This is a genomic window from Bacillus sp. ISL-75 (assembly GCF_018613095.1).
The window spans coordinates 1-21562 of record NZ_JAGGQX010000046.1; the positions used below are offsets into that span (position 1 = coordinate 1).

A 21562-nucleotide genomic window follows, 5' to 3' on the forward strand; every position below is an offset into this window, starting at 1 on the left:
TTTGACGAGACGGCAGGATTCACTTTATGTTACAACCTGTTAGTTTGCTCGCACTCTTCTAGAGAGTTACTTTGTCACAGGGCTTCAACCTTAGAATTTCTTCACCAGTTGCCTGTCAGCTACTAAGCGTCTTGGTACTTACTCAGATTGGACTTTCACCAATTAGCAATTAACGGCTTGCTGGGCACGCAAAATAGAAAAATATTAATAATATCTTATAGTCTTTTTTAACTTTTTTTGTTACCCTAGTCTTATTAAAGTTGTTGTACGTATAAGTTGTTAAAGTTGCATACAAGTTGAAAGTGGTGGTACCAATGGCACAAAAGACCAAATATACGATTGTAAAGGAACAAATAACGGAATGGATCACTAGTGGTAAGGTGAAACCCGGGGAAAAAATCTATTCTGAAAATGAACTGGTTAAAATGTTCGGAGTTAGCAGACATACAGTTCGCCAAGCGGTCGGGGATTTAGTACACGAAGGCTGGCTATATAGAGAACAAGGGGCAGGAACTTTCTGTTCCAATAAAATGTCGGAACCGTTGGCCGAATCTCAAACTCAAGTACAAACTTTGAACACCACTGGGAAAAACATTGGGGTAATAACAACCTATATTTCAGATTATATTTTTCCTTCTATTATTAAAGGTATAGAATCCTATTTGACTGTACAGGGATATTCGTTAACGTTTGCTTGTACAGATAATGAGGTGGAAAAAGAGAAACAATGTTTACAAACCATGTTAAGCCGGAATATTAATGGGCTGATCGTAGAGCCGACTAGAAGTAGTAATTACAATCCTAACATTAATTACTATCTAGAGCTTGAGCAAAACAATATCCCTTACTTAATGATTAACCAATTCTACTCCCAACTAATGCCGCCGCACATCATTATGAATGATGAACATGGTGGTTATATTGCTACGGAACATTTAATTAATCTTGGCCATGAAAAAATAATCGGTCTTTTTAAAACCGATGACCTCCAAGGAGTAAATCGGATGCAAGGTTTTATCCGAGCTTTTAGGGAATACAATCTCACCTTTTTCCCAGAAATGGTTATTACTTATACAACCGATGACCCGGAATCTCAACTACTTGAACGGTTACAGCAATTTTTCATGACAGAAAAACAACCAACCGCAATTGTCTGTTATAATGATCAAATAGCTTTACAAGTTCTAAATATGTTAAGAAGTCTTGGCTTAAGTGTTCCAGACGACGTTTCCATTGTCGGCTATGATGATTCCTTCTTAGCAGAGGCAACCGATGTGAAACTAACATCTGTTACACACCCTAAAATGCAAATGGGGATTGAAGCGGCCAAATGGATTGTCTCTGCCGTTGAAAGTCGAGGAACCAATCCACCTTCTACTGTTTATGAACCAGAGTTAGTGATTCGAAAATCAACTGCAGCAGTGCACAAATAACTAGGCTAGCCAAGCCTACGTCAAAAATGATTGCGCCTACTTTTTCTTGCTAAAAAGGTGTCCCAAATAAACTTGGGGCACCTTTTTTTTACACTATGTGAGTTTCTTAATACAATCTCCAGTAAACTTCCTTAATTAATACAATTTAATCAAAATGGAGCCGTGTGCTGGAAGAGTTTGTTTAATACTTTCGGCAACCACTCCAAGTTCCGCTTGTTTCCAAAGATCTCTTGCCGTTTTTTTCGAAGTGAGACCAAGCTGTTCCAATGAAACATCGACAACGGCTGTTTCTTCAGCGGCATTAAACAAGGCTACGTAAGTATGACCATCGTCACCTTTTGCGGTCCAGACAATTTTGTCATCCTTCCGATAAACCAAGCGATTACTGTGGCTGTATTGGTTTAGTTCCAAAACCTCTTTATTTGTAAGCAAGGAAAGCGTCCAGTCATCGTTATCCCGAAGTTCTCCCCCAAACATAAGCGGGGAGCGGAAGATCGACCATAATGTCATCATTGTTATTTGTTCATCTTTTGTAAATCGAGTCCAGCGGTCCGCCCCTCCGCCGTCAACTGAACGAATTCCAATATGGCCAAGAGGCAGCATATCACAGTCTGGCCAGTGCCCTGGTCCTACATGCCGGCTCCACTTTTCACACCTTTCAAACATGCCATATAACAGGCTCCAATGATCCCAAAAATCATCGGTCATTCTCCACATGTTAGCATTGTCAATTAAGGTTTCAGCAGATTCCAACGGTGCCGGACCAGGTGATAGACTGAGGACCATCTCTCTTCCACTGTTATCGATTGCCTTGCGAATTAACTTTATTTCATCTTGATGGATTTGATAAAGTCGGGAAGCTGCAATATCGTCCACCTTGACAAAATCCACTCCCCACTCGGAATACAATTGAAATAAAGAATTATAATATTCCTGTGCACCTTCTTTAGAAGCATCCACCCCATACATATCCGTATTCCAAGGACAAATGGAATTTGGATGTGCTATATCTCTTGCTCTCACATCAGTACCCAAAATTGGTGTATTTGCATGAACGGCTTGGCGTGGAATTCCCCGCATGATATGTATGCCAAACTTTAATCCAAGGTTATGTACATAATCCGCTAACGGTTTAAAACCCTTGCCCCCTTCTGAAGAAGGAAAACGATTAACTGCCGGTACCAACCTTGAGTATTCATCCATTTCAAGCGGAACAAATGGACGATACACTGATGATGTTGCCCCGGGTTCAGACCATTGAATATCAACCACAACATACTCCCAGCCATATGGTTTAAGATGTTCTGCCATATAATCAGCGTTCCCTACAATTTCCTCTTCCCTTACTGCCGCTCCATAACAATCCCAGCTATTCCAGCCTAATGGAGGTGTTTTTGTAAATGTGTGATGTATCATTTTTCAATTCCTTTCTATTAAATTATTGCCCTTTAAACTAATAATAAGGAATTGAGACATCTACATCTATAATAAATTTTTGCTCTATATTGTAAAATATTGCTCTTTTGATAATACTTAATCGAATCTAAACTCATTTAAAAAGGCTAGATCTTTTCCTAACCGAAACTCCCCTGGAGAAAAACCTATCCATTCACGAAAGACCTTTATAAAGTAACTGCTATTGGAATAACCAATTTGTTTTGAAGTCTCTTCAATGGTCATATCTGTGTTCCTTAGGAGCTGGACCGCTTTTTCCATTCGGACCTTTGTTAAGTATTCCATTGGTGAAAGTCCAGTTGTTCGTTTGAAAAGACGGGTAAAATGAAATTTGGATAAGCCTACTCTTAGTGCAAGTACATCAAGACTTTGAATAGTACAGTAATCTTCCTCTAAAAAATGGACAGCTTGAATCACCTTTTCAGGCCAGATTTCTTTTTCCTTTTTATAAGCCGCAGTATATCGGTACAGCTCCATTACAAATTGATAAACAATCGTTGAAGCACGAAATCCATCAGTAATCTGCTGTTTGCTTGCAGCATAATAGGCATTTTTCAAGAAGGTAATGGGGGAGCTCAACTCTGAAATTTGAGAAACATTCCCCATTAATTTAATTAGTTCTGTCCATTCTTTTTGAAGATTTGTTGGTCTAAATAAGATAAAATAAAATTCCCAGTTCTCACTGTCTTGAGGCAAATAATAGCGATGATCACTTGGAATTTCTACCATAAATGCACTGCCTTCAGTAAGCTTGTGAACTACACCATCTAGCTCAATATTTCCACTGCCTGAAATGGTATATTGAAACAATAATAATGGACCATCTTTACGTTTTAATCCATCCCATTCATATGAAGTATCTTTTATATGCTGGTGCCCTACGGCAAAAAGCTGGTAGAAGGAACTATTTAAGGTATCTAAAAAGCGGAATCCATAAACTCCAAATTTACTAGACATGAGATTTCCCCTTAAATGATTGATTTTAGTGAGGTATTGTGAAAATGCATTATTCTGGAATTATTATTATTTTAGATTGTTTATTGTATTGAAGACTAATGATAAACGCTGTATTTCATCCGCAGGTTTATGATCTGTCCCTGGCTGCCTTTTACGGTGATTATACCAAATGGACTGCCATCCTGCTTCCGATGGAGCAACAACAGCCTTTATTCATTATAGTCCCTAGTAATTCAGGCTCTTCTGGAAATATTTGAATATTATTCAACCTAAATGATTATGTAATGTATCATCTAAGTCAAAAAAAATCGCTTTAATACCCATTTCAATTTCCTCCAATTCGAATTAAGAATAACCTAAACATTAAAAAGGCAAAGCTTAGGTCAGCAAGATTACCAGTTTAATATTCCTTCTTTTTTAGCGGAATCTATGCTATTTTTATTGTACAGAAAAAAATTATGAAATCTTGGTGATATGGATGAAATTTAATAGTAAATTTTATAGATTACTTGAATTTGTTACAGCCTTTTTTCAGTTAAATATCCTATGGCTGTTGTTATGTTTACCAGTTTTAACCATTTTCCCTGCAACTGTTGCCATGTATTGCGTCACACGACAATGGATTTTACATAAGGACTATAGTGTTTTTCGTCCTTTCTTTAAATATTTCAAAGAAAATTTTAAAAAGAGTTTATTGTTAGGCATTTTATGGACTTTTTTTGGTAGTTTGTTTTATATTGATTTTACCTTAATGGATAATCTTGGTGATTTTCAATATATTCTATTACCGATACTGTCTTTATTAGGAATCATAGTTCTTACTACTTCAATCTTTATTTTTCCAACCATCGCTAACTTTGATATGAATTGGTGGGACACAATAAAAAATTCGGTGTTCTTTTCCATTAGATATCTTCCGACTACTCTTGTCGCGGTTATCTATATCGCTTTAATGACTTTTATTCTCTATACTTGGCCAGTAACATCATTATTTATTTTCAGTTTAGGTGCGTATAGTATATACTTTTTATGTAACAGAGTGTTTTCTAAAATTCAACAAGTTAATGCTTCTTAACATCAAAATACTGGTTTATATTTTTTAATGGATTAATTGCATTCCCCCAAAATAACAAGAGGGTCTCAAAAAGTTGTTTATTACAACCTTTGGGACCCTTTCTTTTTTAATGTTAGAACTCTAGCTTTTAAGAATATCCTCAATCCTTGCTAATTCTTGATCAGAAAACTCAAGGTTATTCAATACTGCAACATTTTCCTCAATTTGGCTCACTCTGCTCGCACCAATCAGGACTGTAGTAACCTTTCCACCACGCAAAACCCAGGCCAGCGCCATTTGTGATAGACTTTGACCACGCTCTATTGCAATTTCATTTAATTTTTGAACACGCTCAATAACTTCTGCTTTAACTTGATCTTCACTTAGAAACCCTGTTGATTTTGCTGCACGAGAATCGGCTGGAATCCCAGTTAAATACTTATTGGTTAACAAGCCTTGTGCTAACGGGCTAAACGCAATCGAACCGACTCCACTTTCCTGAAGCACATCCTGTAAGCCGTCCTCTATCCAGCGGTTAAACATGGAATACTTTGGTTGATGGATTAACAAAGGTGTTCCTAACTGATTCAAGATTTTAATCGCTTCAGCTGTTTGTTCTGCACTGTAGTTAGAAATTCCAACATATAACGCTTTACCCTGACGAACAATAGAATCTAATGCTCCCATGGTTTCCTCAATCGGTGTGTTTGGGTCTGGACGGTGCGAATAGAAAATATCAACATAATCAAGTCCCATTCGTTTTAGACTCTGGTCCAGACTTGATACTAAATATTTCCTTGAGCCCCAATCCCCATATGGTCCTGGCCACATCGTGTAGCCTGCTTTTGAAGAAATGATTATTTCTTCACGGTAAGGAGCAAAATCAGTCTTTAATATTCTACCAAACATTTCTTCAGCAGACCCCGGCGGCGGGCCATAATTGTTGGCTAAATCAAAATGGGTAATCCCTATATCAAACGCTCTTCTCAGCATTGCCCGTCCATTTTCATATGTATCAACACCACCAAAATTGTGCCATAGTCCAAGCGAGACCGCAGGAAGCATTAATCCTGAACGGCCACTGCGATTATATTTCATTGATTCATAACGATTTTCTGCTGCTTGGTAAACCATATTTTTTTCCTCTTTTCTATATTTTTTGCTGAGCAGCTAATACCACACAAACTAAGCATATCTTATAAATTAGAATAATGTGCAAATATTTTGAAGTCCCTTATTAAAGATAAAAACAAGGTAACCGAGCTACCTTGTTTTTATCTCTCTCACAGAGTCGCGATAAATGATATTCCTTTTAATAGGAACCCTACTGAATTTTCTTTATTTTTTACCATTTTAATAATAAATCATGCCGAGGTTCTCGCCATTAATTACCATACGAATGTATTAAATGAAGAAGGCTCTAACGTAACTTTATATTTTTCACTTCCTTCTCCAATACAAAGTTCACGTTGATTTTCAAACGGGTTTGAAATAACAACTACTTTAGAACCATCAGGATTTCTAAATGCAACTGCATTTCCAGTCCATGGACCATTTGTTTCAATCCTAAAGGCACCAGGTGCGATAAAATGAGAAAAATGTTTCATCACATAAAATTCCGGATTATAAATAACTTCTTTCGTCTCAGGGTCTACTGTTATCATAGAATTTTGTTCCCATCCCCAAGTGCTTCGGCCAAACGGTTCCAAGACCATGTTCCAATAAACATAGGAATTTGCACCATTCACAAAGTAATGTCGAAACAAATTATAGACGTATTGAGCATATTCCCACGTGTTTTTTCCATCTCCACATTCATTCTCTGTCTGCATGTAACGTAGTTCTGGATAGCTTTGGACTGTTTGCTGAATTGCATACTTTCCTGCCCATTGATAGCCGACACCTTTAATGTATTTATAAGCCTCAGGGTCACTTAGGACCGTATTCGCCAGTTGATCATAATCCGAAGCAGATTTTTGAAATAATTCATTGACAATTCCATTAATGGTTCCCAGCCATATTTCCGTGTCTAGCCCATGTCGTTCAAAAGCTGGACCTAAATAATCAGAAATGAATTCACGAAGCTCTTCGCCGGTCCAAACACATGATGGGAATTTCTGATCAGCCACCACTTCATTTTGGACATGGATTTGGTCGATCTTAATACCTTCTTGTTTGTAAGCCTCCACAAACTTTACAAAGTATAAAGCATACGCCTCCAAAACTTCCTTTTCCCAACGCAGTTTTCCATAGTTGTATGCTTTAGGGAACTTCATCCATGTTGGAGGGCTCCACGGAGATGCGAACAATTTTATGTTTGGATTACGTTTCAACGCTTCTTTTATAAATGGAATCAAATACTGTTGATCCCTTTCGATATTAAAATGCTCCATATGATAATCATTATCCACTTCGTTGTGACTATACCATTCTAGTGCGTAGTCACTTGCCCCAATTGGAAGCCTGCAGATTTCGAACTTACATTCACCATTTGGATCAAACAATGCATCATACACTTTATTTCTGTCTTCTTCTGTCAGGTGTTGGAGAGCGCTTAGTCCCAATTCATTAAAGCAGCCACCAAAACCATCTATAGTCCGTCCAATCTGATCCGTCAAGGTCAAATTGAGTGAACCTGATTCGGTTTGAAAAACCGTCGTCTCTTTCCAACCACCTAGCTTTGTTGTTGAAAACCAATGAATTTGTTTGTTATTCATTTTAGTTGTTTCCTTTCTTCCGCAACTTGGTCTTCCTCGATAATGATAACTCCCCAAGGTTCTAAATCCATTGTTTGACCTATATTCACTGCTCTTTCTGTCAACAGTTCCAAACCTTTGTTATGGGGATACTTAAAGACTTTCGTTTCATCAGAATAATTAAAGTAATAATGAAGCATCTTGCCATTTTGATTGATTCCAGATTTAATGATTAATGGCAAGGCTAAATCTTGGTCTACTCCCCATAAGCTAGCCTTTTTAACAGCCTGTTCTAGCACCTTTTTCATTATAGCTGCACTTGGTATACAACCAATGTAGGTTGCACTACCCATACCGTATTGATTTTCAGTAATGGCTGCATATTTACCCCATTGTGGGTGGTCATAGTATGCAAGGACCTCTGCGGTTGTTGGCGTAATTAGCTCCATCCATGTTTCCACAAAATTATTTTCTTCGCCTACCTGAAAAGGATCATTTCTTAGTGATACATTTTTCGGCTCAACAAACATATTATAATAAATGCCACAAGCTTCATTTATAATGCCTGGTTGATGTGAAGTTCTTACCTTAACATTTTCATCCGTAAAACCACTCTTAAAGGTATAAACAATATGTCCGCCGTTTTTAACAAATTCGTTTAATCGTTCTAATAGATTATTGGATGCAGTATACAATGCGGGTACCACTAACATCGAATAGTCCCCAAGATTTTCATTAGTGGGATTCACAAAATCGCAGCCAATATTCATTTTGTATAACTCATCATACATCAGTCGAACAATGTCATTGTAGTTCTTAGAGGTTGATTGATTAAATTTAAACCAATTTAAGGCGGTTAACGATTCATTGCTAACTAGAATCGCAACTTTATTTTTTTTCTTTAAGTTAACTAGATGTGGAGAAAGTCTTTCGAAATCCTTTCCAATTGTCTTCGCTTCATTGTATACAGGATTGGGTTCAAAATCATGACTTAATAAACCTTTCCAATATGTTTCAAAAGAGTTATGGATGGAATGCCAATGCCAGTAGGCTACCATATTTGCTCCAGAAGCAAGATGACTAAATGCCTGCAATCTAAGTTGACCAGGGTATCGAGTCCAGTTAGTAAAAGCTTGAGCCTCTGTTTCTATTACTAAATAATTCTTTCCCTTTGTGGATCTGGCAACATCGCCTCCAAAGGAAATTTCAATTCCTGTTAGATCGTCTTGTGAAGGATGATAAATATCCACTCCGGTTACATCGAAGGCTCTTGAAGCTTCAAAGTGATCTACATTCGGTTGGATTCCGTAGGAGTATCCTCTCCATTCAAAGTCAAAATTTTGTGTGACAAACTGATTGGAAAGCTTATATTCATTAACAATGGATACTTGCCAACTTAGGAAATCAGTGACTAGCTTTCGTTGAAACTTAGAAAACTCCGATCCAAGGCTGCCATTAATAGTTCCTACAACGGAGGGAAAGTCCTCCCAGCTGTTTATCCGGTTACTCCAATAATCGAGACCAAATTTCTCATTTAGACTTTCAATTGTCTTGAATTTTTCCTTCATATATTTGACGAATAATAGTTGGACATTCGGTCCTGCTGTATTATAATGCTTCGTTTCATTATCTGTTTGGTAACCAATTACCGCAGGATGATCTTTTACATGACCGATCAACTTTCGGATGATTCTTTCTGAATAAAAAAGGTAGCTAGGATTGGTAATATCCATAATCTGGCGAGCGCCATATCGGCCTGGTCCATTTTGGGTTACTGCTAACACATCGGGATGTTCTTTGACCATCCAGGTGGGAACCGCATACGTAGGTGTTCCAACAATAACCTTAATTCCAGCTTCATGCATTGCATTAAGCACTCGGTCCACGGAAGTAAAATCGAAAACCCCGTTTTGTGGTTCATGGGTACTCCAGGTCGATTCGGCAATCCGAACTACATTGATTCCAGCATCCTTCATCATCTGAATATCTTTATCTAAACGATCGTAGGGCATATATTCATCGTAATATGCTACTCCGTATAACAATTGTTGCATTAGGTAAACCCCTTCCAGTTAATCTATTAATCATTTGCTTTAACATTCCGCTCCAATCAACAGAGTGTGTAAAATCAACATTTAGCATTAACCCAGCTATTTAATTGCTCCATCGGCTATTCCTTTAAGAATGTATTTTTGGAATATGGCGTAAAAGACAATGACAGGAAGGGCCGTGATAATAAGCCCGGATAGAATTTTTGGCCAATCACTGTTATATTGACCGAATAACATGTTTACCGATAACATTAATGTATAATTATTTACATCGGTAAGCATAATCATTGGCAATAAGAAATCGTTCCATAACCATAGGACATCTAAAATAAGGATGGTTGCAGTAATAGGTTTTAAAAGAGGAAATATAATTTTTGTGAATATTTGGAAGTCGTTGCAACCATCAATTCTTGCTGCTTCCTCAAGTTCTTTCGGAATCGTTTTAACAAATCCATGATATAGAAATATCGCCATGTTAACCCCGAGGCCAATATAAATAAGGCCCAATCCGAATGTGGATCCCTGTACGGACAACCCCTTTGCTACTTTTGTTAGCGTGATCATTATGGAGTGAAATGGAACAAGCATTGATGCTAGGAATAAGGTAAACAAGAAATTGCTCAATTTACCCTTTGTTCTTGCTAGTTTATATCCAGCTAATGAACCGCAAATAACAATTCCTGCCAGCCCGATAACGGTAACAATTATGGTATTCCAAGCACTATTGAATAAATCTAACTCTTCGAATATTCCTGTATAATTTTCAAAATGTAATTTTGTAGGGAGCTTCATAACAGATGTAAAAATCTCCCCTTGTGATTTAAATGAATTGATGACAGCCATGTATATTGGAAAAAATGAAATCGCCGCAAAAATTGCCAAAACTAAAGTTGTACCAATAGAAACCAGTTTCTTTTGCATTATGCTTCCACCTCTTTCTTTTTCAACACTTTTACTTGAATTAGCGTGATGACCAAAACAATCAAGAAAAGAATCATCGCTTTAGCATTCGCATAACCATATCTAAAATTATTGGAAAAGGCTTCTTCATAAATATTCAGCGCCATAACCTGTGTCGATCTTCCAGGCCCGCCTGCAGTAAGTGCATAAACGACATCAAAAACTTTAAATGCACCATTTAATGTTAAGAAAGCGCAAATCGTTATTGCATGCATAATCATTGGAATCGTCACGTGGAAAAGTCTTTGAATTGGATTTGCCCCATCAATCATAGCAGCCTCTTTTAGGTGTTGCGGAACTCCTTGAAGTGCAGCCATATAGATAACCATCATATAGCCAATTCCATGCCATAAGGACACGATAAGAATGGAGTAGAAAGAAACGTTGGCATCACCAATCCATCCCTGATCAAGAAATGATAATACAGCCTTTTTGGATAATTCCGGTAGGACGTTAGTAAAAATAAATGAAAACATGAATGCACTAATAATTAAACTCAACATATTAGGCATAAAGAAAATGGTTCGAAAAAAGCCTTTTGTTCTAACTCTAGTTTCAATAAATAGAGCTAGAAGCAACGCAATCACGTTCTGAAAAACAAACATGAACGCTGTATATTTTAAAGTAAAGAAAAAAGAATGGCGAAATGCAGGGTCATCTTTAAAAGCTTCTATATAATTGCTTATTCCAACAAAGTTATAGGTTTGAGATAGAGCAGTCCAATCTGTAAAACTATAGAATCCCGCTCCAATCATTGGAATCAACAAGAATATAGAATAAAAAAGAAATGCAGGTAGAACAAATAGGATTAAACTAATAGAACCTTTATGTTTTTTTAGATTTAAACCACTTTTAGAGCTTACTTTAGATTGTACTTGTTCAATAACCATTTCACCGCTTTGCTTATTTAACTGCGACATTACCTAACACCTCACTGACATTGTTGTATTGGATAATGATAAAGACAGCTATAAGCTGCCTTTATCATGCACTGAATTTAAAATTTTACTTATTATTTTTGTTGAATTGGTCCCAAGCACGGTCCAAACCTTTGATGACATCCTTATTAGACGCATCACCTGCAAAATAACTTTGTAATAATTTTTGTGACTCATCTTTTACAGCAATCGGAATCGAAGGATCCTGATAAGCTTTTCCTTGTGAAACAAACTCAGTTGATTCCTTTAACCAAGGAAATGGTTCAAAGGTATGAACGCTAGAGACAGCATTAAATCCGAGGCTTTTATAAAATTCACTAGAATCTTTATCATCCAGAATATAATTGATTAAATCCTTTGCCACTTCTTTATGTTTGCTCATTTTTGATACCGCAAGTGATGTAGATGTAGAAAGGTTTATTCGCGTCGCTGCTGCATCTTCATTGATAGGAAGTGGAGCAACTCCAAATTCAAAGTTCTTGTTTGTTTTTAAGATTGAATCCGCCATCCATGGTCCTTGTATCCACATTGCAGCTTTACCATTAGTAAAGTCAGCTGCCCCCTGATCTTGTCCAATCTCAAATGCACGTTTTGTACCATTAGAGTTAGATAAATCCATAATATTAAACATATCTTTTAACTCTGAGAAAGAGCCTTTTCCTTCATTCATTTTCTTAACAAAGTCAGGATTTTCCTTAGCTTGAGCCGCTCCTACTGCTAGCGGTAAAAATAATTGAGGAATATATGAATCTTTATAGGATAACAAAAATGGAGTAACATTTTTTTCTTTTAATGTCTTTACAACCTGTTCCATCTCTGAATAGGTTTGCGGTAATTTCAAATTTAGGTCTTTAAAGATTTTCTTGTTGTAAAGATATCCCCATTGAAGTGTCTCCAAAGGAACCGCTACAACCTTACCTTTACTTGTAATAGATGGTTTGATAGTATCAAACACTTTGTCTGCAAATGGTTCATTCGATAAATCTTCAAGATACCCAGCTTTATCGTAAATAGGAATATCATTGATTGCATGCAGAGCGAACACGTCAGGGCTATCACCAGATGCCATCCTAGTTTTTAATAGTTGTGCTGCCTGATTAACACTTGGTAATTCCAATTTGATTTCTACATTAATACCTTTTTCCTTTTTCTCTTTAGCTACAAATTGATCAAGATATGTTTCATACTGCTGCTTAAAACGCGGTTGTCCAATAAATACTTTCAGTTCAACATCTTTTTCTGCCTTTGATCCACTATCGTTAGAAGCAGTTTCCTTAGTATTACAACCTGCTAACAAACCGAAAGCTAGAATAAAGATTAGCAATGATGATAACGCTTTCTTCATTTTTCGTGACCCCCCTGAATAATATTTAAAGCATACTTTTATATTAATCGCCCCTCTAGATTTTAAATATTGAAAATATTAACGCTTACATTTGGACTTTTTTAACCTTGTCTCATTTCACCTGGAGAAATTTTGAAATATTTCTTGAAGACTCGATAGAAGTAAGAAATATCTTCATAACCAACCATCTGGGCAATACTCTTGATTTGAAACTCATTACCTTGTAGTAATTTTTTTGCATATTCCATACGACGGCTGACGATAAATTCGGTAATATTGCATCCATGTACATTTTTAAATGTTTTACTCAAGTATTCTTTACTTACAAAAAACTTGTTGGCTAAGACCTCTAAAGATATATCAATATCTACAAAGTTCCGTTCAATATATTCTTTAATTTCTTCCAAGTTTAATCTGCTCTTCCGCTTATTTATATCAATCATATACTCGATATAGCGTTTTCCTAAATCCTGTTGTTTCTTCATAACTCTATCAAGGGAAAGGTCAAATTCACTAATTAGGTCACCATTATTTTCAAAAACCTCGTGAACATTAAAATTATTTTTTATCATTAGTGCTTCTAAAGTAAGAATAAATTCATGCTCAATCTTTGCAATTACATTACTGTCAACCCCAGTCACTTTCTTAAATTCATTAAAATAACGGTGAATGACATTTTCAAATCCCTCAATATTTAATTCGTGCAAAAATGAGGTAATTGTTTTTTTGTATTCCATAATTAGGGCAGAGATATCTTTGCTAGAAAAAGAGATTGGCTTATAGAATTGTGACTGTGAATAACTTTTTATTTCGTTGATACACTTTTCTAGAGCTAGATTTAATTCTTGAGCATTGATAGGTTTCAGTAAATACTCATTAACCCTCGAACGGATTGCCTGGCGCATAACGTTAAAATCGTCATACCCGCTTGCCACAATAAGCTGAATTTGTGGGAAACGGTCTGCCATGATTTGAAGCAGCTCCATGCCGACGACTCCAGGCATTTTCATATCCGTGATGACAATATCAGGGGAACTCTGTTCAATTAACCTTAAGCCCTCTTGTCCATCCCCAGCTTCCCCAATTATTTCAATACCATATTGATCCCATTTTCCAAATTGCTTAATCGTTTCTCTTGTCCATTTTTCATCATCAACAATTAATATTTTAATCATGAAATACCCTCCATCGTTATCCTAGCAGGAATCCTAATTACCACCATTGTTCCTTTTCCCACGGTACTTGAAATATCAAGACCGTAATCATTACCGAAATACAACCTGATTCTTGCATCAACGTTTTTAATACCAATACTTCCTGTTGTACTTAAAGAATGAGTGCTCTTTTTAATTTGCTCCATAAGGTCAACTAATTTCTCCTCAGGAATTCCAACACCATTATCTGTAATTGTAATTTCAATATCGTCAAAAACTTTTTCAACTTCAATCGATAGTTTCCATAATCCCTTTTTTTGTTCAAATCCATGATTAAAAACATTCTCTACTATTGGCTGAATCGTTAACATTGGAATCGTGTAACCCTCTGTACCTTCTTCAATGTATAAATCAGTCTGTACCTTCCCCTCAAAACGCATGTTCTGAATATATAGGTAATTTTTTATATGTTCTATCTCACGGTCAATTAAAACCAAGTTTCCTTGCTTTCCTGTTATATAGCGAAACATATCACTCAATGCACTTATGACAGAATAAATCTCCTCGGCTTTATGAGTCACTGCCATTCCGCCTACCAGCTGAAGGGTGTTGTATAGAAAGTGAGGATTGATCTGTGCCTGCAATGCCATAAATTGTGCGTTTCGTGTTTCTATCTCACTTTTGTACTCTTTATTAATTAACTCATTAATTCGGAAAACCATCGATGAAAATCGTTTTTCGAGCAATCCAATTTCATCTATACGCTCTGTTTCAATACTAACATTTAGGTTGTTTTCTCCTACTTCATTCATAGCATGTACTAACTGAATGATCGGCTTTGTCGTGCTTAATGATATGTAAATGGATAAAATAATCGTAAGCAGGATCGAAAGAGCACTAATAATTATTCCAACGATAAGTGTTTTCGTAACTCCATTCAAAAGGATACTTTCAGGAACAACTTTTACAATGGCTACTTTATTGTTGAAAGCCCTCTTAAAAAAAACATAACCTTTGTTCATTTTTAGATAGGATATATTTTTCTTACTATCATTCATTTGTTTGATGATTTTTTGAAAATCAACGGAAGTTTTTTTACCTAGATTAGGATTGTAAAGAATATGCCCCTGACGGTCTATCACAAAAACAGAACTTTCCGGTTCTGATTCTAGCATCTCAATAACACTATCGATTACATTCCAATTCATTTCCAAAGATATTCCACCAACAATTTTTCGATTCTCAAATCTTATGATACTTCTTGTAAGGGAAAAACCTTGATTCGGCAGTTTGCTTTCAAAACTATAATTCGGACGAACCCCTAAATTACTCCAAGCAGTCCCATTTAGTTGATTAATCTTGGATACTTTAAAATCTGCCTCTTTTATGGAGTAGACTGTCTGGCTTTCTTTGGCATATATCGAAACAGCATTCACATGTTTATTCCCATAGTAAATAGAAAATAACTTATCCTGGATATAAGCCAGCGTACTAAAATTTAAAGGAATATTTTCATCATTAATCTGACTAATACTTGGTATTAATTTTTCATCTATTAAACTTGCAAACAAAATATTGTCACTTTCTGTTAACTTTTCATCCAAATATTTTCCTGCTAAATTAATTCTCGCCTCATTTGAATTTACTACTTCCTTTTCAAAATTACTTTGCGAAACATTTATTGAAAACATGATCAGAATTAGTAATGGTAAAATCATGACAGAAAGCATTAAGAGCATAAGTTTATAGCGGATATTACTTGCTATTTTACGAAAAAGATTTTGATGTATGTACATCCAAAAAGCATTTAGTGCCTTCATAAATTTCAGCATTCATTTTCTTTCCCTTTCAATAAATTTATAACTTATTTTATATACCAACTTAACTTTCAAATAGGGGTTTGTCAAAAGTATTTTAATACTAGGTGTACCCAACAAAAAAAGACAGATGGAGCTTCAAACTTAATGCTCCTTCTGTCTTTTTTTATGCATGTGAGACAATTAATTGGCAATCTCCAGCTATCTCGAATTCCCCAAACCCAACCGGGATAATAAGGTGGGTGCCCTTGTCCAATTGATAGGCTTCCCCTTGATGAACAAGTGTGCCTTCGCCCTTTATCATACTAAGAAGTAAGTAATCATCATGGGGATTAAACGTTGCCTTTCCATTCACATCCCACTTAAATACGGAGAAGAAATCCGATTCTACATAAGTTGTAATGGTTACATTATCCTTTATTTCAATTTTAGGAACAGAAACGTTCCCTTGATGTGGAACTGTAGTAACATCAATTGCTTTCTCCAAATGGAGATCTCGCAAATTGCCTTCTGCATCTCTGCGGTCATAATCGTAGACGCGGTAGGTGGTATCTGAGCTTTGTTGTGTTTCTAATACCAGGGTTCCTTCACACAAGGCGTGGATGGTTCCACTTGGTACATAGAAGAAATCGCCTGGCTTAATTTTAACCCTGCGAAGTAAATCCTCCCATCGCCCTTCCTTCGTTTGCTGGATCAATTCTTCTTTTGTCTTGGCGTTATGGCCAAAAATCATGTCCGCATCCTCTTTACAATCAATGATATACCAGCATTCTGTTTTCCCAAGTTCACCGTTTTCATGGATTTTTGCATAGGTATCATCTGGATGAACTTGAACGGATAAATCCATGTTCGCATCCAATATTTTTGTTAATAGAGGGAAAACGTCCTCCGTCGGATTTCCAAAAAGTTCAGGTTGTTCTTTCCAAAGTACGTCCAGAGTTTTTCCAGCAAATGGTCCGTTTTCAATCATCGATGGACCGTTTGGATGTGCAGAAATTGCCCAGCATTCCCCTGTTTTATCGTTTGGTATCGAGTAACCAAATTCTTTTTGTAAGGCGGTTCCCCCCCAAATTCGTTCTTTAAAAACGGGTTTTAAAAATAATGGCTGCAATATTATTCCCTCCGTAGTTCATATGTCTATTGGAATTTTCCCCTTTCAAATTTATCATAATCATTTTTTTATGGAAAGCTATTAAATTACGGCTGTTTACTTTAATTATTGCTAACCACAGCATTCATCCAAGGATTGCATAGTTTGAGTAATCACTGGAAATTTTGATAGAATAAACAGACTACATTTTTTAAGGAGAGATCAAATGACAAACAACCAAAAATATATCGGTTATATTGGAACATACACGAAGGGGGACAGTAAAGGAATCTATTCCTTCACACTTGATACTAACGAGGGAAGATTAGCAGATATTAACGAGGCGGCGCAGTTAGAAAATCCTACATACCTAACGATCAGTAAGGACAATCGCTATCTATATTCCGTTGCAAAAAAAGGGGAAGAAGGTGGTGTCGTTGCTTTTTCAATAGAGGGAGATGGCACGTTAACGGAGCAAAATCGTCAGATGCTTCCAGGCTCATCGCCCTGTCATGTAAGTGTAGACAGCAAAAACCGCTATGCATTCAGTGCAAATTACCATAAAGGATCCGTAGAATCCTACTTAATTAACGAGGAGGATGGCACGGTCCAACCGGCTGCCTCAATCATTAAACATGAAGGTTCAGGCCCAGATCCAAGACAGGAAAAACCGCATACCCATTATGCCGGAGTCACCCCTGATGAGAATTATCTGGCCGTTGTTGAATTGGGAATTGATGCACTTATCACTTATGCGATCCACAGTGACGGCACACTTTCCAAAGCGAATCTGCTTCCTTTAAAAGCTGGAAGCGGCCCAAGGCATTTGGTTTTTCATCCGAATGGAAAATTTGCTTATCTCATGACCGAATTTAGTTCAGAGGTCATTGTTTTAACCTATCACCCGGAAAATGGCCATTTTACAGAAAAGCAATATATTTCCACCCTTCCCGCTGATTTTTCTGAAAATAATCAAGGCAGTGCGATTCATATTTCATCGGATGGACGTTTTGTATATGCGGGCAATCGAGGCCACAACAGCATTGCTGTGTTCCGTGTTGATGTAGAAACGGGAGAGCTTAGCTTTGTTGAGTACACATCTACTGAAGGAGATTGGCCGAGGGATTTTATGTTCGACCCAACGGAGAAATTCATCGTTGCATCCAATCAGGAGTCGAGTAATCTTGTATTGTTTGCGAGGGACGAGGAATCTGGAAAATTAACCCTTATTGAGTCTGATATTGTTGTGCCATACCCAGTTTGTATCAAATTCTTACATGTTTAAAATCAAAGCCAGGAAAGCGATGCGCTATCCTGGCTTAATTTTTTATAAATTGGAGAACTAGGGCGTAAAAATTTACAATCCGTGACAATACTAAGGAGGATGTTCTTATGATAAAGGATGTGTCTTTATGAGTTTCTTTCATAGTCAAGAAACCCTTAGTTCAATTGAGTGGATATTAAGAGCAGTTATCGGATTTTTCTTTTTGCTTATTGTCGCGAAAATCATGGGACAACGTGCAATTTCCCAATTAAGATTATTGGATTTTGTTATCGCCTTAGTGCTAGGAAATATCATTGCTCATCCATTATCAGATGAAAAACTTGGCATGAAAGGTTCGATGATTACGACCGTTGTATTGGTGGTTTTGTATACAGGAGGATTGTTCATCAGCTTAAAATCGAGTCGCATCGAAAAATTCCTAGACCCCGCCCCATTTCCACTGATAAAAGAGGGCGAAATCAATTACAAGGGACTAAAGAAAGCTAGAATTTCCATTGATCATTTATTAGCTGAGTTAAGAAAAGAAAAAGTTGCGGATATAAAAAAAGTGGCTTTGGCGCTTTGGGAGTCCGATGGGGAAATTTCGATTTTTTTGGACCCAAAATATGAAGCACTGACACCGGCAAGTTATCAAAAGAAAATTGAGCCCTTTGACCTGCCAAGGACGATCATAAAAGAGGGAAAGATTGATTTCACTTCGCTGCAACAAATTAGAGTGGAAGAAGGATGGATTGTTAACCAGCTTAAGACGCTTCATCAGGTAGAAGTATGTAATGTTTTGCTTGGTACCATTGATCACCAAAAAAAATTACAGATTTTCCTATATAAATCTTAGATCTACCAGATTAACTTAAATGAGAAGCGTAAGAAAAAAGGTTGTCGAACCCTTATATATTTTGACGAACGAAATTTACTTACAATCTAGATTATTACTATTATAATACTAATTATAGGAAGAAGTAATTAGTACGTTGGTAGTATAGCCAAGCGGTAAGGCACGGACCCTGCAAGGTCTGAAATCTTTGGTTCAAATCCAGATACTACCTTAATAAACCATTAAAGTGACAGGGGAAAATTACCTGTCCTCTTTAATATTAAACAAACATCATTTACAGATTGGTCTAATGTTAAATCACAACATGAAGTGATGAATCTTTTTTAAAAAGTATCGAACCTATTTTTTGTTTTCCCACTATTCAAAATGCGATTTGCAGGAATAGATCTCATAGCCAATTCATTATAGTTACTCTCAGGTTTAAATATAAACACGGGGTTAGAATGTTGTATCAAGTGTAAATCCCAACACATACCATCTACCTTGTTATATTGTCCTTGGATAGTCATGATATGGTTGGTATTGTTTGAAGGTTGAATCTGTAAATTTGTAAAAGTGTTACCACTACATTCGTTCGGAATAGTTTCACTGCCTTCTAAAACAATATTTTCAATACAATCTTCCAATGAAATTTTATCAAAGCGATTAGCATTTACGTATGCAAATCCACTAGAAGGTTTAGTGGCTTTCAAATAGATACCTTTCGCAAAAGATACAATTTTTATATCTGTAAAGTTTACAAATGAAATCTCATGTCCGCTTCCACCTGAGTACAAAAAGATTCCTGTGCCTGAAACTGAGCCTGTCCAATTTACAAGGACAAGATTTTTTAATGATGTATTATTCCAAGTATTGTAGTATTTATATTTCCCGTCCAAATAAATAGCTTCTTTGGTGTAACCGTTGTAATCAACCATAATACTAGCATCCCACAATGAAGAATCCTTTTGTAGTTCAAACCCCCGAATGTTAGCACCGATTATAAATCTTGTCCCATAACTTCCTTGTAACCTAACACCCTGTTTAATGATAATGGTTCCTGTAATATAATAATCTTTATCTGAGGCAATTACTGTTTTCCGGGCATTTTGGGAAGCAAAATCAATTGCAGCTTGAATCTTCGCCTGTGGTGTAGTACCTGTAAAATCCTCAACATACACGTTTGGATTTTCTGCCAAATAAAATTCCTCCTTTAATACTATTATAGGTTTCAAATTATTATATTGATTTTAAAAAAATAAGCATGGTTAAATCGCACAATGATAAAGAAATTATATAAAGTAATAAAAACAGCCCCAAATTATGAATAAACATAATTTGGGGCTGTTTTTATTACTAAGGGTAGATATGACTTATCCATGTTTTGTTTTGATATTAGGAACTGCTCTGTCACTAATCTTCTTATCATTCATTCCTATAGATATTCTCCCAGCAAAATAGTATCCATATGGAATTTTATTCAAGACAAATGTGGATGCAATTGACAATAATAAACTAGCAAAGAAATATAATCCTGTTAGCAGGGATGGATGAATTTCCAAAGACAAACGATTGAAAACTACGTACATCACAGCTAAAAAGACCGGATGTATTAAATAGATGCCGAACGAATACTGGCTAATCCAAACGAAGAATTTAGGTACTTTGGGAATTTTTGTAGCAATATAATAGATCAAAAATATCATACTTGTCGTAAAAAAAACCATATCTACTCTTTTAGATGAAATAATCGGTAAAACTTTTGTTCCATATAAAAATAAACAAATGGATCCTAATATGAATGGACTGACAATTACCCACTTTGAATATTTGTTCAAAAGGTTGATAAATAAGGAAAAGTGTTTACCGCAGTAATAAGCCAGTGAAAAATAAAACACCCAGCCAAAAAAAGGAATCCAATAGAATTTTTCCCATATGTATACCCCAATTTCTGTTGGATACGGTTTAACAAAGTTGAAAAAACCTAAATAGGCCATATTGATCAAAAATGCGCTCCCCATAACTACTGACGGTTTCCATTTTTGCAAATGTTTATTGAAAAAATAATGAAGCAAGTAAAATTGAAAGATAACCAAGATAAAATAGCCATGGAAATCCCCTAATAAAAGATGTCGCCAGAAAAATTGTCCAAACGAAATCAACAAACTAGTTCCTGTACTTAAGGATTGTTCAAAGGCTTTTAATACAGCAAAAAATGTCCCAAACAATACATAGGGAACCATTACATACTTTAGCCTTTTAGCCCAAAAGTTTGAAGGTAGTTCATTTGGGTAGGAACGTGATAAAATGAATTCTGAAATAAAAATAAAGGTGGGCGTACCAAAAGTTAATAAAACTCTTATTAAATTGACTGTATTACTTTCATCAGCGTAAGCTCTTGCAAGTGAATGAAGAAGTAATATACTTAAACAAGATATACTTCTCATTAAGAAAATTTCATTTATCAATTTTTTCTGCAAAATGCCCTCTCCCTTTCAAGGAAAAAATATTTA

The 21562-nt window shown here is 36.2% G+C and carries 17 protein-coding genes and 1 tRNA gene; 5 read left to right on the forward strand and 13 right to left on the reverse strand.

All coding sequences use genetic code 11. The features are described 5' to 3' along the window. Positions 1-314: 314 nt before the first annotated feature. The gene (locus J7E63_RS18550) at positions 315-1433 is read left to right on the forward strand and encodes a GntR family transcriptional regulator (protein WP_214716525.1); all 1119 of its coding nucleotides are present in this window, start codon (positions 315-317) and stop codon (positions 1431-1433) included. Positions 1434-1568: 135 nt separating this feature from the next. Here J7E63_RS18550 and J7E63_RS18555 read toward each other — a convergent pair whose 3' ends face one another. Continuing rightward, complete coding sequence (locus tag J7E63_RS18555; protein WP_215015019.1) at positions 1569-2849, reverse strand: glycoside hydrolase family 27 protein; 1281 nt, start codon at positions 2847-2849, stop codon at positions 1569-1571. Between the two features lie 117 nt (positions 2850-2966). Further along, complete coding sequence (locus J7E63_RS18560) at positions 2967-3845, reverse strand: AraC family transcriptional regulator (RefSeq protein WP_214716523.1); 879 nt, start codon at positions 3843-3845, stop codon at positions 2967-2969. A gap of 478 nt (positions 3846-4323) precedes the next feature. Between J7E63_RS18560 and J7E63_RS18565 the strand changes: the two genes are divergently transcribed. Beyond that, positions 4324-4920 (forward strand): YesL family protein, encoded by a 597-nt coding sequence (locus tag J7E63_RS18565; protein WP_214716522.1) that lies wholly within the window; start codon positions 4324-4326, stop codon positions 4918-4920. A 120-nt stretch (positions 4921-5040) separates the two neighbouring features. Here J7E63_RS18565 and mgrA read toward each other — a convergent pair whose 3' ends face one another. The 9 genes from mgrA to manA form a co-directional block, all read right to left on the reverse strand. Further along, positions 5041-6033, reverse strand: coding sequence for an L-glyceraldehyde 3-phosphate reductase (gene mgrA, locus J7E63_RS18570; RefSeq protein ID WP_215015021.1), 993 nt, complete (start codon positions 6031-6033; stop codon positions 5041-5043). Between the two features lie 254 nt (positions 6034-6287). Continuing rightward, entirely contained in the window at positions 6288-7616 is a 1329-nt protein-coding gene (locus J7E63_RS18575) for a glycoside hydrolase family 30 protein (protein WP_215015023.1), read from the reverse strand. Next, complete coding sequence (locus tag J7E63_RS18580) at positions 7613-9649, reverse strand: beta-galactosidase (protein ID WP_215015025.1); 2037 nt, start codon at positions 9647-9649, stop codon at positions 7613-7615. Before J7E63_RS18580 ends, J7E63_RS18575 begins: the two co-directional genes overlap by 4 nt. A 96-nt stretch (positions 9650-9745) precedes the next feature. Next, entirely contained in the window at positions 9746-10570 is an 825-nt protein-coding gene (locus J7E63_RS18585; RefSeq protein WP_098930746.1) for a carbohydrate ABC transporter permease, read from the reverse strand. Continuing rightward, on the reverse strand, positions 10567-11496 hold the full coding sequence (locus tag J7E63_RS18590) for a carbohydrate ABC transporter permease (RefSeq protein WP_215015170.1): 930 nt from the start codon (positions 11494-11496) through the stop codon (positions 10567-10569). The genes J7E63_RS18585 and J7E63_RS18590 overlap by 4 nt, the downstream gene beginning before the upstream one ends. A gap of 115 nt (positions 11497-11611) precedes the next feature. Further along, positions 11612-12889, reverse strand: coding sequence for an ABC transporter substrate-binding protein (locus J7E63_RS18595; protein ID WP_215015027.1), 1278 nt, complete (start codon positions 12887-12889; stop codon positions 11612-11614). A gap of 101 nt (positions 12890-12990) precedes the next feature. Continuing rightward, positions 12991-14064, reverse strand: a complete 1074-nt coding sequence (locus J7E63_RS18600) for a response regulator (RefSeq protein ID WP_215015029.1) — start codon at positions 14062-14064, stop codon at positions 12991-12993. Next, on the reverse strand, positions 14061-15875 hold the full coding sequence (locus J7E63_RS18605) for a sensor histidine kinase (protein ID WP_215015032.1): 1815 nt from the start codon (positions 15873-15875) through the stop codon (positions 14061-14063). Before J7E63_RS18605 ends, J7E63_RS18600 begins: the two co-directional genes overlap by 4 nt. A 151-nt stretch (positions 15876-16026) precedes the next feature. Further along, positions 16027-16974: a mannose-6-phosphate isomerase, class I gene (gene manA / locus J7E63_RS18610; RefSeq protein WP_215015172.1), complete on the reverse strand. Its 948-nt coding sequence runs from the start codon at positions 16972-16974 to the stop codon at positions 16027-16029. Positions 16975-17176: 202 nt separating this feature from the next. On the opposite strand from manA, the gene J7E63_RS18615 reads away from it, so the two are divergent. The 3 genes from J7E63_RS18615 to J7E63_RS18625 all read left to right on the forward strand — a co-directional run bounded on the left by J7E63_RS18615 (position 17177) and on the right by J7E63_RS18625 (position 19281). Then, on the forward strand, positions 17177-18235 hold the full coding sequence (locus J7E63_RS18615) for a lactonase family protein (RefSeq protein WP_215015034.1): 1059 nt from the start codon (positions 17177-17179) through the stop codon (positions 18233-18235). Between the two features lie 127 nt (positions 18236-18362). Further along, a complete protein-coding gene (locus J7E63_RS18620) occupies positions 18363-19070 on the forward strand; it encodes a DUF421 domain-containing protein (protein WP_215015036.1) in 708 nt (235 codons plus the stop codon). A gap of 138 nt (positions 19071-19208) precedes the next feature. Further along, positions 19209-19281 (forward strand) — tRNA-Cys (locus tag J7E63_RS18625). Positions 19282-19393: 112 nt separating this feature from the next. Here J7E63_RS18625 and J7E63_RS18630 read toward each other — a convergent pair. Both J7E63_RS18630 and J7E63_RS18635 read right to left on the reverse strand, forming a co-directional pair. Further along, the gene (locus J7E63_RS18630; RefSeq protein WP_215015038.1) at positions 19394-20248 is read right to left on the reverse strand and encodes a hypothetical protein; all 855 of its coding nucleotides are present in this window, start codon (positions 20246-20248) and stop codon (positions 19394-19396) included. Positions 20249-20422: 174 nt separating this feature from the next. Beyond that, positions 20423-21529 (reverse strand): acyltransferase family protein, encoded by a 1107-nt coding sequence (locus J7E63_RS18635; RefSeq protein ID WP_215015040.1) that lies wholly within the window; start codon positions 21527-21529, stop codon positions 20423-20425. Between the last annotated feature and the right edge of the window lie 33 nt (positions 21530-21562).

Bases quoted from the DNA above. Each gene is read 5' to 3' on its own strand.
- J7E63_RS18550 (WP_214716525.1), top strand. From the start codon at position 315: ATGGCACAAAAGACCAAATATACGATTGTAAAGGAACAAATAACGGAA.
- J7E63_RS18555 (WP_215015019.1), bottom strand. From the start codon at position 2,849: ATGATACATCACACATTTACAAAAACACCTCCATTAGGCTGGAATAGC.
- J7E63_RS18560 (WP_214716523.1), bottom strand. From the start codon at position 3,845: ATGTCTAGTAAATTTGGAGTTTATGGATTCCGCTTTTTAGATACCTTA.
- J7E63_RS18565 (WP_214716522.1), top strand. From the start codon at position 4,324: ATGAAATTTAATAGTAAATTTTATAGATTACTTGAATTTGTTACAGCC.
- mgrA (WP_215015021.1), bottom strand. From the start codon at position 6,033: ATGGTTTACCAAGCAGCAGAAAATCGTTATGAATCAATGAAATATAAT.
- J7E63_RS18575 (WP_215015023.1), bottom strand. From the start codon at position 7,616: ATGAATAACAAACAAATTCATTGGTTTTCAACAACAAAGCTAGGTGGT.
- J7E63_RS18580 (WP_215015025.1), bottom strand. From the start codon at position 9,649: ATGCAACAATTGTTATACGGAGTAGCATATTACGATGAATATATGCCC.
- J7E63_RS18590 (WP_215015170.1), bottom strand. From the start codon at position 11,496: ATGGTTATTGAACAAGTACAATCTAAAGTAAGCTCTAAAAGTGGTTTA.
- J7E63_RS18595 (WP_215015027.1), bottom strand. From the start codon at position 12,889: ATGAAGAAAGCGTTATCATCATTGCTAATCTTTATTCTAGCTTTCGGT.
- J7E63_RS18600 (WP_215015029.1), bottom strand. From the start codon at position 14,064: ATGATTAAAATATTAATTGTTGATGATGAAAAATGGACAAGAGAAACG.
- J7E63_RS18605 (WP_215015032.1), bottom strand. From the start codon at position 15,875: ATGCTGAAATTTATGAAGGCACTAAATGCTTTTTGGATGTACATACAT.
- J7E63_RS18615 (WP_215015034.1), top strand. From the start codon at position 17,177: ATGACAAACAACCAAAAATATATCGGTTATATTGGAACATACACGAAG.
- J7E63_RS18620 (WP_215015036.1), top strand. From the start codon at position 18,363: ATGAGTTTCTTTCATAGTCAAGAAACCCTTAGTTCAATTGAGTGGATA.